The organism is Streptomyces sp. NPDC127068, from assembly GCF_042724695.1.
Taxonomy (GTDB): domain Bacteria; phylum Actinomycetota; class Actinomycetes; order Streptomycetales; family Streptomycetaceae; genus Streptomyces.
In genome coordinates this window covers 118,624-135,134 of record NZ_JBHXEN010000013.1, presented here as the reverse complement: position 1 = coordinate 135,134, position 16,511 = coordinate 118,624, and the positions used below count along the sequence as shown (strand labels likewise).

At 74.4% G+C, this 16,511-nt stretch carries 15 protein-coding genes, 1 tRNA gene and 1 pseudogene; 7 read left to right on the top strand and 10 right to left on the bottom strand.

The window, feature by feature from the left end; translation table 11 throughout:
* Positions 1–49 precede the first annotated feature (49 nt).
* Entirely contained in the window at positions 50–565 is a 516-nt protein-coding gene (locus ACFWIA_RS10990; protein ID WP_387002574.1) for a DinB family protein, read from the top strand.
* Between the two features lie 106 nt (positions 566–671).
* Here the strand turns inward: ACFWIA_RS10990 and ACFWIA_RS10985 are convergent.
* Positions 672–900: pseudogene (locus tag ACFWIA_RS10985) on the bottom strand (DUF4158 domain-containing protein); the annotation flags it as partial.
* 311 nt (positions 901–1,211) lie between these two features.
* Between ACFWIA_RS10985 and ACFWIA_RS10980 the strand changes: the two are divergent.
* The 4 genes from ACFWIA_RS10980 (at position 1,212) to ACFWIA_RS10965 (ending at position 3,281) form a co-directional block, all read left to right on the top strand.
* On the top strand, positions 1,212–2,282 hold the full coding sequence (locus tag ACFWIA_RS10980) for an LLM class flavin-dependent oxidoreductase (protein ID WP_387002627.1): 1,071 nt from the start codon (positions 1,212–1,214) through the stop codon (positions 2,280–2,282).
* A 141-nt stretch (positions 2,283–2,423) separates the two neighbouring features.
* Positions 2,424–2,723 (top strand): hypothetical protein, encoded by a 300-nt coding sequence (locus ACFWIA_RS10975; RefSeq protein ID WP_387002572.1) that lies wholly within the window; start codon positions 2,424–2,426, stop codon positions 2,721–2,723.
* Positions 2,720–2,965 (top strand): hypothetical protein, encoded by a 246-nt coding sequence (locus ACFWIA_RS10970; protein WP_387002570.1) that lies wholly within the window; start codon positions 2,720–2,722, stop codon positions 2,963–2,965. The genes ACFWIA_RS10975 and ACFWIA_RS10970 overlap by 4 nt, the downstream gene beginning before the upstream one ends.
* A gap of 79 nt (positions 2,966–3,044) precedes the next feature.
* On the top strand, positions 3,045–3,281 hold the full coding sequence (locus ACFWIA_RS10965) for a hypothetical protein (protein ID WP_387002568.1): 237 nt from the start codon (positions 3,045–3,047) through the stop codon (positions 3,279–3,281).
* A gap of 67 nt (positions 3,282–3,348) precedes the next feature.
* Here ACFWIA_RS10965 and ACFWIA_RS10960 read toward each other — a convergent pair whose 3' ends face one another.
* Positions 3,349–5,202 carry a putative bifunctional diguanylate cyclase/phosphodiesterase gene (locus tag ACFWIA_RS10960; RefSeq protein ID WP_387002566.1) on the bottom strand — a complete coding sequence of 618 codons (1,854 nt, stop codon included), beginning with the start codon at positions 5,200–5,202 and terminating at the stop codon, positions 3,349–3,351.
* A 341-nt stretch (positions 5,203–5,543) separates the two neighbouring features.
* On the opposite strand from ACFWIA_RS10960, the gene ACFWIA_RS10955 reads away from it, so the two are divergent.
* A complete protein-coding gene (locus ACFWIA_RS10955; protein WP_387002565.1) occupies positions 5,544–6,968 on the top strand; it encodes a M6 family metalloprotease domain-containing protein in 1,425 nt (474 codons plus the stop codon).
* A gap of 51 nt (positions 6,969–7,019) precedes the next feature.
* Here the strand turns inward: ACFWIA_RS10955 and ACFWIA_RS10950 are convergent.
* The 8 genes from ACFWIA_RS10950 to ACFWIA_RS10915 all read right to left on the bottom strand — a co-directional run bounded on the left by ACFWIA_RS10950 (position 7,020) and on the right by ACFWIA_RS10915 (position 15,489).
* A tRNA-Lys gene (locus ACFWIA_RS10950) sits at positions 7,020–7,093 on the bottom strand.
* Entirely contained in the window at positions 7,084–7,716 is a 633-nt protein-coding gene (locus ACFWIA_RS10945) for a bifunctional DNA primase/polymerase (protein WP_387002563.1), read from the bottom strand. The genes ACFWIA_RS10950 and ACFWIA_RS10945 overlap by 10 nt, the downstream gene beginning before the upstream one ends.
* A gap of 533 nt (positions 7,717–8,249) precedes the next feature.
* On the bottom strand, positions 8,250–8,603 hold the full coding sequence (locus tag ACFWIA_RS10940; protein ID WP_387002561.1) for a hypothetical protein: 354 nt from the start codon (positions 8,601–8,603) through the stop codon (positions 8,250–8,252).
* Positions 8,604–8,697: 94 nt separating this feature from the next.
* Positions 8,698–10,056: an AAA domain-containing protein gene (locus ACFWIA_RS10935; RefSeq protein ID WP_387002560.1), complete on the bottom strand. Its 1,359-nt coding sequence runs from the start codon at positions 10,054–10,056 to the stop codon at positions 8,698–8,700.
* A complete protein-coding gene (locus ACFWIA_RS10930; RefSeq protein WP_387002558.1) occupies positions 10,053–11,681 on the bottom strand; it encodes a hypothetical protein in 1,629 nt (542 codons plus the stop codon). Before ACFWIA_RS10930 ends, ACFWIA_RS10935 begins: the two co-directional genes overlap by 4 nt.
* A 55-nt stretch (positions 11,682–11,736) precedes the next feature.
* Positions 11,737–12,816, bottom strand: coding sequence for a hypothetical protein (locus ACFWIA_RS10925; protein WP_387002557.1), 1,080 nt, complete (start codon positions 12,814–12,816; stop codon positions 11,737–11,739).
* A gap of 28 nt (positions 12,817–12,844) precedes the next feature.
* A complete protein-coding gene (locus ACFWIA_RS10920) occupies positions 12,845–13,822 on the bottom strand; it encodes a phosphatase PAP2 family protein (RefSeq protein ID WP_387002555.1) in 978 nt (325 codons plus the stop codon).
* Positions 13,823–14,001: 179 nt separating this feature from the next.
* On the bottom strand, positions 14,002–15,489 hold the full coding sequence (locus tag ACFWIA_RS10915; RefSeq protein WP_387002553.1) for a hypothetical protein: 1,488 nt from the start codon (positions 15,487–15,489) through the stop codon (positions 14,002–14,004).
* A gap of 464 nt (positions 15,490–15,953) precedes the next feature.
* Between ACFWIA_RS10915 and ACFWIA_RS10910 the strand changes: the two genes are divergently transcribed.
* Complete coding sequence (locus tag ACFWIA_RS10910; protein WP_387002551.1) at positions 15,954–16,508, top strand: hypothetical protein; 555 nt, start codon at positions 15,954–15,956, stop codon at positions 16,506–16,508.
* The last annotated feature ends 3 nt before the right edge of the window (positions 16,509–16,511 follow it).

Here is a 16,511-nt window from a genome sequence, read left to right as displayed (position 1 = left end):
GCCTCCTGCCCGGGTGCCCCTCCCGACCGCCCTGGTAGCGTGCGCCGTCATGTCATCGCAACTGGAACGCCCCCCGCGCCAAGCGGATGAACGCACTGCGCTCGTCGGCTGGCTGGACCTGCAGCGGCAGATTCTGCGCTGGAAATGCGAAGGGCTGAGCGACGAGGACGCGCGCCGCCCGGTCATCCCGACCTCACCGGACATGACGATGGCCGGTCTCATCTCCCACATGCGCTGGACCGAGCACATATGGCTGGAAGTGCTGTTCCTCGGCGGCGACAAGAAGCAGAACCCCGCATTCGACGGGTCAAGCAAGAACGCCGACTGGCACACCGACGGCCGCCACCTCGCAGAGCTCCTTGCGGAGTACGAGGCCCAGTGCACCCGCAGCAACGCGATCATTGCCGCCGCCGACCTGGACGACACCGGCCGCCACCCCGACTTCCGCGACGGCAGCGCCAACCTCCGCTGGATACTGATTCACCTCGTCGAGGAGACGGGGCGACACGCAGGGCACGCGGACATCGTCCGGGAGCTACTCGACGGCACGAAGGGCTACTACTAGCGCAGCTCCGCGAAGCGGGGTTTCCCTACGATGCACGCGTGTTCGTGGACGCAGGGGGTGCCGAAGTCGCGGGCGCAGGTGCCGAGGGGCGACCCTTCACCCTCGACCGGCGCTCCGGGTACCGCTTGACGCACGAGGCATCAGCGACGCCGAGCCGTTGGGCCAGGTACTCCACGGCCTCCCACGGCACCGCGAGCGGGTCCTCACCCAGGAACCGGCCGAGGTAGCGGACCCGTGCAGATCTGCAAGGCCATGTCGAGGCGATGTGCGTCCATGCGCCGCAGGGCGATCAGGTCGCGGTCGTCATCGTCGAGGAAGAAGAACCGCTCCGGTTCGGCAGCGATCGAGGATCTTCCTCCGCACCCCCGCACCAGGCCGATCGCGCGTGCCGGACGATCATGATCATTCGCACCGGGATTTCCGGTACCCCCACTACGCGCACCCGGGAATCGGCGGGAACAACCGGAGCTCCCCTCCTGTTCTGCTCACTGTCGAGACGAGATGACGACGAGGGCTGCCCGCACGCGGCCCCGAGGAGCGGGAGGGCGACACGGTGGCAGTGGCGGCGAGCGGCGGCGGACACGCGCACGAAGGGCCCGAGGAGCAGCAGGGGCAGGAGCGGGACCCCGCCCGGTCGGAGGGCGTCATCGGCGTCCGCCACGGCACGGCCCCCGTCCCCCTGTCCGTGCTCGACCTGGTCACCGTCGGCGCCGGACACACCGCCTCCGAAGCGCTGCACACCAGCGTGGAACTCGCCCGCAGCACCGAACGGCGCGGCTTCCACCGCTACTGGGTGGCCGAGCACCACTCCATGCCCGGGGTGGCCTCCTCGTCCCCGGCGGTGATCCTCTCCCACCTCGCCGCGCACACCCGCCGCATCCGCCTGGGCTCGGGCGGGGTGATGCTGCCCAACCACGCGCCGCTGGTGATCGCCGAACAGTTCGGCACCCTGGAGGCCCTGGCCCCGGGCCGCATCGACCTCGGCCTCGGGCGCGCCCCCGGCACGGACGGTGCCACGGCGGCGGCGCTGCGTCGCACCGACCGGCCGGGCGAGGGTGCCGACGACTTCCCCCAGCAGGCCGCCGAGCTCATCCGGTTCCTCGACGACGACTTCCCGCCGGGCCACCCCTACACCCGCGTCCACGCCGTGCCGGGCCCCGTACAGGCCACCTCGCCCGGCGGGGCGCAGTCCCCGCACCGGCCGACGGTCTGGCTGCTCGGCTCCTCCGGCTTCAGCGCCCGCCTCGCCGGCTCGCTCGGGCTGCCGTTCGCCTTCGCCCACCACTTCTCGGCCCGCAACACCGTCCCCGCGCTGGACCTGTACCGGGACTCGTTCCGGCCCTCGGCGCTGCTGGCCGCCCCGTACGCCCTGATCGGCGTCGCGGCCCTCGCCGCGGACGAGGAGCGCGAGGCCCGTCGGCAGGTCATGACCGCGGCGCTGAGCATGCTCCGGCTCCGCAGCGGTCGTCCGGGTCTGGTGCCCACCCCCGAGGAGGCGGAGCGCCACCCGTACACCCCGATGGAGCGCGAGTTCGTCGACACCTGGAACGCGGACGTGGTGCACGGTACGCCGGACCAGGTCCGGGCGGGCCTGGACGAACTCCACAAGCGCACGGGTGCGGACGAGTTGATGCTCGTCGCGAACGCGCACAGCGGTGCGGCCCGGCTCCGCTCCTACGAACTGATCGCCGACACCTACGGCCTGCCGTCCGCCTGACCCGACCTCCGTACGGTGCGTACGGGGAACGACGCGCCGCTCCCCGCTCCTGCGCGCCGGGCCCACGGGCCTGGCACCCGGTCCGCGGGCTCCTACGATGACCGAGGTACAGCCACGCCCCGCAGCTACGGAGGCAGCCGGATGACCGCGTCGGGCGATCACTTGACCACGTACACGACGGGTGGGCCGGTACGGGTGCCCGCCACGATCCGCGGGGTTCGCGAGGCCCTGCCCGAGGAGCTGCGGGCCCGGTTCGTCGCCGAGATCGATGAGGCTCCGGCCGACCAGCTCCCGTTCACCCTGGTCCGGTGGGCGATGAACATCCCCACCGAGCACGACGCGGCCGAGGAGGCGCTGCTCGACCGCGTCCGTTCCGGTGACCTCTCCCAGGTCACGTTCGTCGAGGACCTCGGTGACGACGAGTACCGGAGCGTCGAATGAGCTACCGCATCGCCTATGCGGACTTGGCCCGGGCCGGCCGGAACGCGCTTTCGCCCACTGTCCGCAAGACGTTCGACGCCGGCGTCGCAGCGATCGCGCGCGCTCCGTACGGCTGCGGCTCCAGCGCGGTCCTGGGCAGCCGGGACCGTCGGGACGCCGCGATCGGAGGCATCGCAGTCATCCGCTACGAGGTGAGCCCCAGCGTCGTGACGGTGACCGTCGTCCGCGTCACGGGCTTCTGACCGCAGATGAGGCAGTGAGGCCGGGGCGACCCGCGAGCTGTTCTTCGTCGGGTACACGAACTACTTCCTCTGGACGCAGGTGCCCGCGTTCGCCGACACGCTGCGCCGCAAGGCGGAGGCCGGGGTCAGGGTCCGGTTCCTGCTGGGAGCACCTGACGGGGAGGTGACCCGGCAGCGGGAGGCCGTCGAGGACGCGACCCTCACGGTGTCGGTCCGTGTCCGCATCACCCTGGGAGAACTTGCCAAAACAGGGCAGGTGGAGGGCCTGGAAGCGACGGGTGGGCCGGTGCGTGCCGCGCGACAGGGTGCCCCGTAAGGGGCGCGGGGAACTGCGCGGGCAAGCGGGACGCACCCGCACGTGACCACGTACGTGACGGGTCCGCTCAGGGTTCGCGGGGCCGCGTGACCAGGAGCGGGGGGATGCGGTCCGGGGCCACCGGCCGGGAGTACAGCCACCCCTGCCCCGTGTCGCAGCCGATCCGCCGCAACCGCTCCGCCTGCCCCGCGGTCTCCACGCACTCCGCGGTCACCGTGAGGCCGAGCCGGTGGGCGAGCTGGATCAGGGTCTCGACGATCACCTCGTCCGCCGGATTGGGGTGCGCCCCGTCCTCGTAGCGGAAACCGCGGACGAAGGAGCCGTCCAGCTTGAGCGTCGACACCGGCAGCCGGCTGAGGTAGGCGAGGTTGGAGTACCCGGTGCCGAAGTCGTCGATCGCGATACGCACCCCCATGTCACTGAGCGCCTGGAGCGCCTGGAGCGGCCGGCCGGCCGAGCCCATCACCGCGGACTCGGTCAGTTCCAGTTGCAGCAGCCGGGCGTCGAGGCCCGTTTCGGTGAGGATCGCGTCGACGTCCGCCACCAGGTCCGAATCCCACACCTGGCGCACCGCCACGTTCACGCTCACGAACACCGGCTCGGCCGCGGGGTGGTCGAGCTGCCAGCGTCGGGCCTGGCGGCAGGCGGTGCGCAGCACCCAGCGGCCCAGCTGCACGATCGACCCGTCCTCCTCGGCGAGCCCGATGAACCGGTTCGGCGTCAGCGTCCCGAACTGCGGGTGCTCCCAGCGCACCAGCGCCTCGACCCCGCGCAGTGTGCCGTCGCCGAGTTCGACGAGGGGCTGGTACTCCAGGACGAACTCCTCGCGCTCCAGTGCGGGGCGCAGCGAGGAGGCGAGGGCCTGACGGGTCATCCGGTGGGCGTTGCGCTCCGGGTCGAACAGCGTCCAACGGGCCTTGCCGTCGGCCTTCGCCCAGTACAGGGTGGTGTCGGCCGCCTGCATCAGCCCGGTCGCCGTGGTGCCGGCGGCGTGCCGCTCCACCACGCCGATCGAGGCGGACAGGGAGAGTCGCTGGCCGGCGATGTCGAACGGTTCCTGGAGGGTCCGCAGGAGGGTGCCGGCGAGGTCCGCGAGTTGTTCGGTGCCCGTCGAGTCCTCGACCAGCAGGGCGAACTCGTCCCCGCCGAGCCGGGCGGCCAGCGGGGTGGTGGCACGTGCCGAGCCCGCCTCGTCGGCGCACCGCGTCAGCCGTTCGGCGACGGCCGCGAGCAGTCGGTCGCCGATCCGGTGCCCGAGGGTGTCGTTCACCGCCTTGAACCCGTCGAGGTCCAGGTAGCACAGACCGATCCGGCCGGTCCCGGTGTCGTCGAAGGAACTGGCCTCCAGCGCTCCGGAGAGCCGTTCGAAGAACAGCGTCCGGTTGGGCAGTCGGGTCACCGGGTCGTGCATCTGGAGGTGCCGCAGCCGGGCCTGGAGCTCCCGGCGCGCGCTGATGTCGGACACCGAGAGCAGGGCGGCGGCGGGGCCCGCCGGGTCGGGCAGCGGGGAGAGGGTGATCCGCGCCCACATGGCGTGCCCGTCGGGGTGCTTGATCCTCCTGCTGCACCGCAGCCGGGCCCGTTGGCCGCGCAGCACCTCCTGGTAGCCCTGTCGGGTCCGGGCGTCGGAGCCGAGGTCCACCAGGTCCGCGGCGGGTCGCCCGACGGGTCCCGCGCCGGGCTTGCCGTCGGGGCCGACGGGCGGCACGAACAGGGCGCGGAAGGCGTCGTTCGCGGTGATCACGGTGCCGTCCGGGCCGATCGCGGCCATCGCGAGGGGCGCCCGGTCGAACGCGGCCCGGTAGGGCTCGCCCGCTGCGGAGCCGCCGCCGCGGTGGATGGGGGACGTCGGGGGGTCGTCGGTGGTGGCCGGGGGGACCAGGTCCGCCGTGGGCGTCGGACCTTCGGACGTTCCGCTCACCGCTCACTCCCGCAGTGCGTCGTTGCCGTCGTGCCTGGTCGTACACCGGGACACTGCCCGGCCGGTGCGGGGCCGAACGCCCGGACGAGGCTGCTTCGGCCGGAATCACGCGGAAAAACAGGCCGATCATAGAGGTTGCTCCGGGTAGCGAGCCACCCACACTCCGGGGCGCACCGGAGTGCGCCGGGTGCGCGGTCGCCCCGTCGTGGCGCTCCCGCGCCCGGGGACGGACCCGACGTGCGGTGAGCGCCCGGACGGCCGTCCACGGCCGGAATCCGGCCTTCCCTCACCCGACCGGACGTCTCAAACAGGGCGTACGTGCATCATTCGGATGAGGGTGGGTGCGGTGTCCGCTGCCGTCCCCGGAGGTCGTCGTGCCCCCTCAGTCCCGTACCGGTGGTGCCCCGGGGGTCCGGCACGGGCGCTCCTGGGCGCGTGGCACCGCCGTGGCCACCTCCCTGGCCGCCCTCGCGGCCACCTCCTTGGTGGCGGGGCCGGCCGTGGCCGAGTCGTTGGCCGGTTCCTGTGCGTTGGAGCGCAGCGAGGTGCACCACTCGGAGGGGCTCGACACCTGGAACGCGGCCTATCCGCGGCCCGGGCGCCACCTCGACGCGCTGATGGTCTTCCTGGACTTCCCGGACGCCCGGCCGTTGACCTCACCGGGCGAGTTGGCCGCCGACTACTTCCCGGCGACGGACCGCTTCTACCGGCGGGCGTCGTACGGGCGCTTCACCCTCCGCCCGCACCCGCGCGAGGACTGGATCACCATGCCGCGGCCCTCCACCGCGTACGCCATAGAGCGGGACTGGGACGCCGAGCACCGCACCGCCTATCTGCGGGACGCGGTGGCGGCGGCCGATCCGCACGTCGACTTCGGCGCCTACGACCTCGTGTACTTCGTCGCCGACCCGGACGCGCCGGGCGTCGACTCGGACGCCACCAAGGTCGTCAACTTCGACCGGCCGCTGCGGGTGGACGGCGCGGAGTTGCGGCGGATCGTCACCGTCTTCGAACGCCATCCGCCGGACCGCAACGTCCTCGCCCACGAGACCGGCCACGTCTTCGACCTGCCGGACCTCTACCACCGCCCGAAGGACGGCGAGGGGGACTGGGACACGCACGTCGGCGACTGGGACGTGATGGGCAGCCAGTTCGGTCTGGCCCCCGACCTCTTCGCCTGGCACAAGTGGAAGCTGGGGTGGCTCGACCCCGGGCAGGTGGTGTGCGTGGAGGGGCGGGGGGCGGTCCGGCTGGCCCTGGAACCCGTCTCGGTGGTGCCGACGGCCGAGCCGGGTACCGGCGGCGGCGGCGCCCCGACCGGCCCGCAGGCGCAGCGGCGGGTTCCGGACGGGGCCGGGGCGGTGACGGGTCCCGTGGCCCAGGTGCTGCTCCCGGGGGCCGGCCCGGTGCGGGCGGCCGGACCGGGGTACGGGACGAAGCTCGCCGTCGTCCGGACGGGCCGCACCAGCGCGATCGCGGTGGAGGCCCGGGGAGCGGTCGGCAACGACCGGTCGACCTGCACGGAAGGGGTGCTGGTGTACCGGGTGGCCAGTGCCAAGGCGTCCGGGGCGGGGCCGGTGCGGGTGGTCGACGGGCACCCCGGGTCGGACGCCTGCGGGGAGCGCTCGGTGTACCCGCCGCTGGCCGACGCGCCGCTGGGCGCGGGGGAGGGGCTCACGGTCACCGGCGAGCGGCTGCCGGTGCGGGTGGAGGTGGGGGAGCGCACGCCGGCGGGGGAGTGGACGGTACGGATCTCCGCGGGCTGACCCCGGACATGCGAAGAGCCCTCCGCTGCTGCGAAGGGCTCCTGCTGTCTGTGCGCCGCCAGGGACTCGAACCCCGGACCCGCTGATTAAGAGTCAGCTGCTCTAACCAACTGAGCTAGCGGCGCCTGCTGACGTCGTAGACCTTAGCACCCTGATCCGGGCCGGGAGAAATCGATGCCCGGGGGGCCGTCCGGGTGGCGCTGCGGACCGCCCGGACGCAGGCCCAGAGCAGGACCTCGGGGCCCGGCAGCCAGGGGCGTCGGGTGTCCGGCGCCACGACCCAGCGCGATCCGGGGCCCGCGGGGGCCGTGGCGGCGGGGGCGGGGGTGAGCGGCGGGACGGTCACCGCGTCCCCGGTTCCGTGACACAGCAGCGGGGGGACCGCGCCGCGGCCCGCACCCCACTCCTCCCAGCGCAGCAGGGCGGGCAGCCGGTGGGCGGTGCCCGGGGCGACGAACAGCAGGGTGCGGCCCCGGTGGGTCGCGACGGGGCCGGAGCCGGGACCCTCGCCCCACAGTCGGTCCAGGAGCGCCCGGCCGAACAGCGCCGTGGTGTTGACCACGTCGAAGGCCGTGCCGCAGGGCAGGACGAGCGGGGCGGCGGGCCGGTCGGCCCAGCGGGCGAGGGTGTCCTGCGGATACGTTCCTGCTGAGGCGAGCCAAGCTGCCCCCTCCGAGGTGACGTCACTGGCGTCGCCGTGCAGGGAAGCGGGTTCGAGCAGGCCGGGGGTGCGGGGGTGGGGGCTCATGGCAGCCATGTGTACCCGGGGTGAGGATACGGTTTCCCTGAGTTGCCGGAACTCGGGACAGGGAGACTCCGGGTGGAGTATCTTGCCCGCCCGGCATATGACCAGAAACCTTGCGGAATCGTGACGGGGTGGCCGGCCCGTGGCGAGGCTGCACTGTCCCTGCGGGTGCGGTGCGGTGCGGTGCGCTGCGGTTGCCCGCGCAGTTCCCCGCGCCCCTCCGGTACGTCCACCTGGCGGTGCGCTGTTTGGCGCGGTACGCGGTGCGATTCGCGCAGTTCCCCGCGCCCCTTGGGTGCGTAGCGCTGGGCCTGCGCGGTCCTGAGCTGTGCGCTGCCGTCATCCGCGCAGTTCCCCGCGCCCCTATCGGGGCGCCTTCCGACCCCCGTGCCACAGGGGCGCCCCGTCAGGGGCGCGGGGAACTGCGCAACACCGGGGCGGACGCCGACCGAACAGCGCACCCCGGGCTGGACGTACCAAGGGGCGCGGGGAACTGCGCGAAACACCAGCGCACCGCGCCGAACAGCGCACCGCCATCAGTACTGATCGGGACCTGCTGCCCGCAACAGGTCCCGCCCGTACTCGACCATCTTCAGCGCGTACTCCTCGGTCCACTCCGCCCGCTCGGCGATCGCCGCCGCGGTCAACCGGTCGAACCGCCGCGGATCGGCGAGCCGGGCCGCGGCGATCGCCTGGAACTCCATGGACCGGTCGGTGGCCGCACGGAACGCGTGCGTCAGCTCCGTCGCCCGGGCCAACAACTGCCGGGGGTCCTCGATGGACTCCAGCTCGAAGAAGTGCTCGGGGTCCTCCGCGGCGGTCGTGGGTTCGAAGAGCAGCGGGGCGGGCCGCATCCGTCGTTCGGCGGACGCGGGCTCGGACTCCGACATCGTGCTGCCTCCTCGTACCTCTCCGACGGGACCGCCTCCCATTGTCCCCCGCCCCGCAAGACCGCGAGACGCGACGGGGTCGGGGCACGGCCGGTCAGGGCGTGGGGGTCCAGGTGACGCGGTGGTGGGACAGGTGGTCCCAGGTCGTCATCATGGCGTCCCACCCGTCCGGGAACTTCAGGGTGACGCCCAGCTGCACCGGCTCGGTCGACGGGTGGTCGTCCAGGAGTTCCGTGACGCCGCCCCGGCAGACCACGATGCACGCGTGCCGGTGCCGTGAGGCCAGCACGCACAGCCGACCGGTCTCCAGGTGGAACGCCGTCGCGTCCGGCCGGCCGGACAGCGGGTGCAGCACCACGGTGACGTCGTACTCGCGCCCCTGGAGCCGGTTGGCGGTGTCCACCGTGACCCCGGTGACCCCCAGCGCGGTCAGCGCCGCCCGGACCGCGGCGGCCTGGTCGCGGTGCGCGGTGCCCACCGCGATCCGCCCGGCCGTCAACGGCACCGGCTCGGGCCCCCGCTCCGAGACCGTCGCCCCGCCCCGGTCGAGCAGCCGGCGGACCACCACGGCCACCGCGCGCACCGCCTCCGGATCGGTGCGCGGGGTGTGCCGAGGGGGCAGTTCCAGCAGCCCCCAGCCGGAGGCGGCGGCCTCGTCGATGACCCGGTCGGGACCCGAACCGTCCGAGGCGACGCCGAAGCCGAGGGTGCGGTCCCCGGGCCCCGTCCCGCTGCGGAACGGCGTGTACGGGTAGAACGCCGAGGACACCAGCGGCGCGGCCGAGGCGGGCAGCCGCCAGGACACCGGAAGCCGGTGCTGCGGAAGCTCCGGATTGTGGGCCAGCAGCGTGCTCACCGCACTCGCCGACGGGTCGTACGACAGCCCGGCCCACTGTTCGGCACCGACGATCGCGAACGGGTCCAACTGCCCCGGGTCCCCCACGAACAACGCCCGCTCGAAGAGGTTCGCCACGGCCAACAGCCCGTCCGAGCGCATCTGGTACGCCTCGTCGACGATCGCGTGCCCCCACGGCTCCACGCCCTTGACGTGGGCCCACTTGGCGGCCGTCGAGATCACCACGTCGAAGCCCGCGAGGTCGGCCGCCTTCGTCGAGGTCCGCACCTGGGGCAGCGCGTCGAGCGCCTTGTCGTAGGCGTCGGGGTCACTGCTGTGCAGCCGGCCCACCGGCACGTCCGGCGCCTTCTCGGCGAGCCGCAGCACCAGGTCGTCCACCTGGGCGTTGGTCTGCGCCACGACCATCAGCGGACGTCCGGCGGCGACGAGTTCCAGGGCGGCGCGCACCACCAGCGTGGACTTGCCGGCGCCGGGCGGCGAGTCCACCACGACTCCGCGGTGCGCCCCGCGCAGGGTGTCGCCGAGGATCGCCTCCGTGGCGCGGGTCGCCGCGGCACCCGGGGCGCCGAGGGCCTCGGGGACGGTGGTCGGGTTCACAGGATGTCCTCTCCGGTCACCGGATCGGGCCGTTCGGGGACGGCCTCGCCCGGCGGGCCGCCGTGGGTCCACGGGGTCGCCTCGGGTGCGGGCAGTTGCGGGCCGCCGCGCTGGTCGTGTGCGAAGAGGGTCCAGCACAGCCGGTCACCCTTCTCCGGTACGGAGCCGGGTTCGGGCTCCTTGCCGCGCCCCATCCGGTCGGTGATCCGCAGGACGAGGGTGAGGGGGCCCGCGGAGTCGTCCGCCCCGTCAGGAACTTCGGGCGGCTCCGCGTACCCGACGAACCGGGCCGTCTGCGGTTTGCCGCCGAGGGAGCGGAACATCCTGACGCCCTCCGCGAGGTGCGGCCGGTCCTCGGTGCGCACCGTGACCAGGGGGCGCGGGCTCGGCCGCTTGCCGTCGCCGTACTCCAGCACCGTTTCGACCACCTCCGCCACGAACGCCTCCCCGGCCAGCCGGCGCCCCGCCATCACCAGCGGGTCGTCCAGCGCCTCCTGGGCGTCCAACCGGGCCTGTTCGCGTTCCCGGGCCGCCAGCTTGTTCGCGGCGGTCACCGCGTCGTCGCGGCGCGGCTGCGGGGGCTCGCCCGCCAGGACCCGGTCCCGGTGCCCGGTGAACGACCAGCGGTCGCGGGTCCAGCGCTCCTCGACCCGTGCCCCCTCCGGAAGCGTGCACAGCAGGTCCAGGCCCCGCCACACCGCGTCCCAGGTCGGCCGGGTCCGGCTCACCACCAGGGCGCGCAGCTCCCGTTCGGCCTCGGTGAGCGCACCGAGCCGGGCGTCCGCCTCGATGCCGTCCTCGGCCGCGGCCAACGCGGTCCGCGCCCGGTCGTGGCGTTCGATCGCGGGTGCCAGCAGCTTGTTGTCGAAGGCGGGGTCCGTCGCCGGGCCGGCCGGCGGGTACCACAGCTGTCCCTCGGAGTCCCGGGCCAGCTCGGCCCGGAGCGCCGCCCGCTCGCCCGAGGTGCCCTCGGGCGCCTCCAGCCACGCCAGCAGCGCCCCCAAATGCTGGTCCTCCACCGAGGACTGCCCCGTCGCCCAGTGCCGCGACAGCAGGTCCGTCATCGCCAGCAGCAGCGAGGACCCGGGCACCCGGGCCCGCTCCCCGAAGTGCGTCAGCCAACGGCCCAGCAACGGCACCCGGGGCGGCGCCGGATAGGGGGCCTCGGGGTCCTGCTCGACCGTCCGCCGGAACCGCATCGACCGGCCCAGCAGCCGGACGAAGTCCACGCCGCCCCGGCTCGGCACGATGATCTGCGGGGCGTCCGCGCACAGCTCCACCTCGACCTTGACCCGCTTGCCGGTCTCCGGGTCGGTCTCGGAGCGCTCGGCGGCCTCCACCGCACCGGTGTGGTCCTCGACGTACGGGAGCACCACCTCGGCGAGGGCGGCGAGGAACGCGGACCGCAGCTCGCGGTCCCGGGGCTGCGCCACGAACAGCACCCGCGGCGCCGTGCGCTCCGTGCCCACCAGGGCGGCGAGCGGCGCACCCGCCTCACCGGCGGTGGTCAGCGGGACGAGGACGAGGGGCCGCTGCGACAGATGACGGTGGCGCACGGTGGCCTGCGGCTGGGCCCGCCCGCTGCGGACCGCCTCCAGACGTGCCAGCTGACCGATCAACGACATGCCGCGCCCCCCTTCCCGGCCGGGAAGACGTTCGGGGCGGTGACGTACGTGCTGCTCAGCACCGGGCGGCCTCCGGGGTGCCCACCGGGACCGCGGCGGCGCCCAGCGCCTCCGCCCGCAGGGCCGACGCCCGTCGCAACGCCGCGACGGCCGGGTCCGACGGGTCACCGCACCGGCCGCCGGCCGCGGCGAGCACCTCCGCGACGGTGGTGAGGCCGCCCAGTTCGCCCCGCAGCGAGCGGCCGAGCGCGGTCACCGCGCCGGCCTCCCGGGCGCGGCCCCGGCAGTGGAACGCCAGCTCGCACGCCGACAGGCATTCGGGCGCGTACGCCGCGGGCACCGCCTCGACGGCGGCGTGCAGCGCCTCGCGGTCCTGTTCCACGTCGAAGGTGGCCCCGGGCGGGAGCTGCCGGGCGATGTCCTCGACCCGGGTCAGCCGGGAGAGCTGACGGCGGGTCACCGAGACCTGTTTGCGCAGGTCCACGGCGGCTGCCGCGGGCAGGTTCGAGAAGTCCTTCGGGCACACCAGCAGCGCGAACCGACCGACCTCGGGCGCCGGTGCGAGACGGGCGGCGACCTGTTCCAGGGCCAGCAGGTAGACGGCGGCCTGCCGGGCCGCCGCGCCGACCTTCGACGGCTCCGCCGAACCGTCGACCATCGGGAACGACTTGATCTCCACCACGGACCACCGCCCGTCGGGGTGGACGACGACCGCGTCGGGTTCCAGGAACGCCGGGGTCCCCGCCACGTCCAGCGCCAGCATCGGATGGTCGAGCAGGGTCCACGCACCCCGGGCCAGGGCCGCCTCGCGCAGCGCCAGCGAGGTCCGCGCCACCCGGGCCTGCGCCCCGCCCCCCGTACCCAGCACCGGCACCCGGGCCTCGCCGGCCACGGGCGCGGGGGCGGTCGGGTCCAGCCGCTCGTGGGCCAGCCGCAGCAGTTCGGCGCCGCCGTCGCCCTTGACCCGGGCCTCGAAGGCGTGCCCCCGTACGATCGCGAACTGCGACTGGCCGGCGACGGCGGGCGCCCCGAGCTTCGCGGCGACCTCCCCCTTGTGCACGCCCGCCCCGTCGAGGAGCGCCCTGCGCCCGCACCCCGGGTTCACGGCGAGGGCCGCCAGCGCACGCGCGTCCATGGCCTGGGCGTCGGCGGGGCCGCGCAGCTCAGCGAGCCGGTGCCGGAGTGCTGTCCCCCGCGTCGGAGGGACGGGGACCCTGTTCTGCGGCCTCGGCGGACTGCTTGCGCTGTCGGGGAATTCGCTCACCCGCGGCAGTCTGGCACTCGCCACCGACAATCGGGGAACCCCCGGCCGTCAGGTCCGCGTCGACGGCGACCCGGCGCACGCCCGCGTACCGGGCGCGCAGCCGCTCCGCGCACCGCAGCGCGGGCTTGGTCAGCAGCAGCCCGAGGCCCATCACCGCGGCGCCGGCGACCGCGTCGAAGAAGTAGTGGTTGGCGGTGCCCATCACCACGATGACCGTGATCAGCGGGTACGCGACCGCCGCCGTCCGCAGCAGCGGGCCCCGTCCGTACTTCCACAGGAGCACCCCGCACCACAGGGCCCAGCCGACGTGCAGGGACGGCATCGCCGCGTACTGGTTGGTCATGCCGCCCAGCCCGCGCGGGGCGCTGGCCTCCGCGCCCCACCAGCCGTAGGAGCTGTACTGGGCCATGGTGTCGACGAACCCGTGGCTCGCTTCGAGCAGGCGCGGCGGACAGGTGGGGAACAGCGTGAAGCCGATGAGCCCGATGAAGGTGGATATCAGCAGCCAGCTGCGGGCCGCCCGGTAGTGGACCCGATGGGACCGGAACACCCAGATCAGCACCGCCGGCGTCACCACGTAGTGCAGGGACGCGTACCAGAAGTCGGCCGGGACCCCGATCCAGGTGTGGTCGGTGAACAGCCGGTTGAGCGGGTGCTCGGCGTTCATCCAGAGTGCCTTCTCGGCCCGGAGTATCGCCAGCCCGTGGTCGACGGCGGTACTCACGTCACCGCGGGCGAGGAGCCGGCCCGCCGAGTACGCCCCGTAGACGAGGAGCACCAGCGGCAGTTCGGTCCACCAACGGATCCGGTGGACGGGGGCCCGACCCGGTACCGTCCCGGTCGCCGTCCTGCCAGCGGACGGTTCACGCTTCGGCATCCAAGACCTCCTCACTCCGTGCAGCAGCCGTGGCCGCCCGCCCACCTTACGGTGTCGATCGATACTCCGAGGGCAGACGATCCCGGTCACCGAAGACGCACGGACCGCCCGACCGGTTGCCTCGCCGTTCACCCGGTGGCTCCCCGCCCGCCACTCGGCGGGGAGGGGAGGGGGACGGCTCAGGTGGGCCTCGGCATCGCCGCGTACCGCTCCAGGAAGCCGCCTACCTCCGTCGACGCGCGGTGCGGCAGCAGGACCCGTGCCGTGGTCGCCAACATCGACTCGATGCGCGAGGACTGCACCTCGTCCAGCAGGGAGATCAGCCGCTGCCCGGCCGCCGCCGCCTCGCCGGGCCGCCCCGCGCGGGCGAGGTCGTCCGCGAGTTCCGCGGTGTACAGCGCGGTGTTCCGGGTGAAGTGCGGGTCCTGGAGCGCCACCGCGCGCTCCGCGTGCCGGGCCGCCCGGGACCACTCCCCGAGCGCCGACCAGCACTGCGCCTCCAGCCCCGCCAGCTCCGCCTCGCCGTAGAACGACATCCACTCGGGGTCGTCGTCCGAGGCGCCCCGTCCGAACAGTGCCTGGGCCCGAGTCAACGCCCGGGTGCAGCCGGTGCGGTCGCCGAGCCCGGCCCAGCCGCCCGCCTCGCGCAGCGCCACCAGGGACAGCAGCCGGGACGAGCCGAGCCCCCGGGCCGCCCGCTGCGCCGCCTGGGCCGCGCGCACCGCCTCGCGGGGGCGGCCCGCGTCCCGGGCGAGGAACGCCGAGTTGCAGAACGCGTGCGCCTCCACTCCCGCGTCCCCGCACGTCCGGGCGGTCGCCAGGGCCTCCGCGTAGTGCGAGCGGGCGTCGGCGAACCGGCCCGAGTCGTGTGCCAGCCAGCCCACCGAGATGGCCAGCTCGCCCGCGCCCGCGTGCAGCCGGTCGGCGGTCGACTGCCGGGCGGTGGCCGCGTCGAGCAGTTCGAAGGCGGTCCGCAGCGGGACGGCCGCCCGTCGGTAGAGGCCGTCCGCCCCGTGCCGGTCGTCCAGGACCCGGATGCGTCGCACCGCCTCCTCCACCGCCTCGGCCTCGGCGGCGCCGGCCCGTCCGGGGCCGCTCCCGGTGGGGGCGGGCAGGGACAGGGGGGCCAGCACACTCCGTGACCCGAGTGACGCAGCCACCGTGACCGGGCAGCCGGTCATGAACGCGCGACGCCGCACGTCGCTCTCCTCGTGGTTCCGGGTCGCGCGGGGCGCGGACCTCTGTACGGGCTCGTCCGGGGCCGTGGGCTCACCGGGGCCGGCGCCGGCAGTGGACCCACCGGGCTCACCGGCTTTACCGGGCCAAGCGGGCCTAGCGGGCTCACCGGGCTCAGCCGGCCCGGTGGGCGGGACGGGCGGGACGGGCGGGACGGGCGGGATGGGTGGGACGGGTAGGGCTCGCGGTGCCGGAATGCCCCGTGAGCTCCGGCCGCGGACCGCCGACCTGGGCGCGAAGCCGAGATCGGCGAGGGTGCGACCCGGGAACATGTGCAGGAACACCCGCTCGTACGCGTAGTTGGGGCAGCGGATCTCCCCCGCCTCCACCCGACCGATGTAGCGGGCGTCACAGCTGACCCGCTCCCCGATCTCCCGGGCCGCCCGACGCACCGCCGCGGCGAACTCCCCGGGGGACCTGGCCCCGCGCAACTCGCGGAAGACCGCGTTCGCCCGGGGCGCCGGGAGCGAGGGCGCCGGTGCCTGGAGTGGCGGTGCCTGGAGTGGCGGTGCCTGGAGTGGGAGTGGTGGGGATGGTGGGGGCGGCGGGTCCGGTGGGGGGACCCGCCCGGTCGACGCTCCCTGGGAGGGCCTCGGTGACGACGCCATGGCCGGAACCTCTCGTGACGCTGGTGCCGGACCCCCGCGGGGCGTCACGGCCCGGACCGGTTGACCGTGCGCCGTGTTCCCGCACCGGTCCGGCGAGGCCCGAACGTACCGGCTGTGATCGACCCCTCACCCAGGGTTTGGCTACAAACCGGATATCTCACCCACGTTCTGCCATGAACTGCCATGCTTTGCGGCGGCGTGGCGCCGTAGCTGTTGACGCGGGCCCCGCGTTGGACCCCCTGGACGGGCAGCCGACCGTCACCGACCCGCGACCGAGGAGGGGTTCCGTGTGGGAGACCGGGAGGACACCCAGCGCACCCGGTGCACCGCAAGCGCCACCGGGTGAGACGCCCGAGCCACTGCCCCGGCCCCCCGGTGCGGTCACCGCTCAGGCGTGCGGCGAGCGGGCGTTGCCGCTGGCCCGGGGCGCCGTCGCCGGCTGCGACCTGGTGACGGTCCCCGCCCGGCAGGGACTGGAGGCGGTGGACATCCTGCGCCGCGCCGCGGCCGAGTCGGTGGGCCCCGTCCTGCACGACAACCGGTGCCGGATGCTCGGCTTCCTGGTGCCGCCGGGCACCGCGGACGGCTGGGACGTTCCCGGCAGCGCCTGCACCCGGACCACCGGCCGGGCCGCTCCGCCCGCCGCCCCCGCCCCGGCCGCGCCGCCCCCGGCGCTTGACGCCCCGTCCTGCACGGCGGACGCCCCACCCGAACCACCGGTCGCCGACGTCGGATGGCTGCTGCCGCCCGGGGCGGCCCACCGGGTGACCGACCCCGCAGTGCTGCGCGAGGCGCTGGACGAGGCCGCGCGGATGATCGAGGCCGCCGACAACTGCTGCTGACCA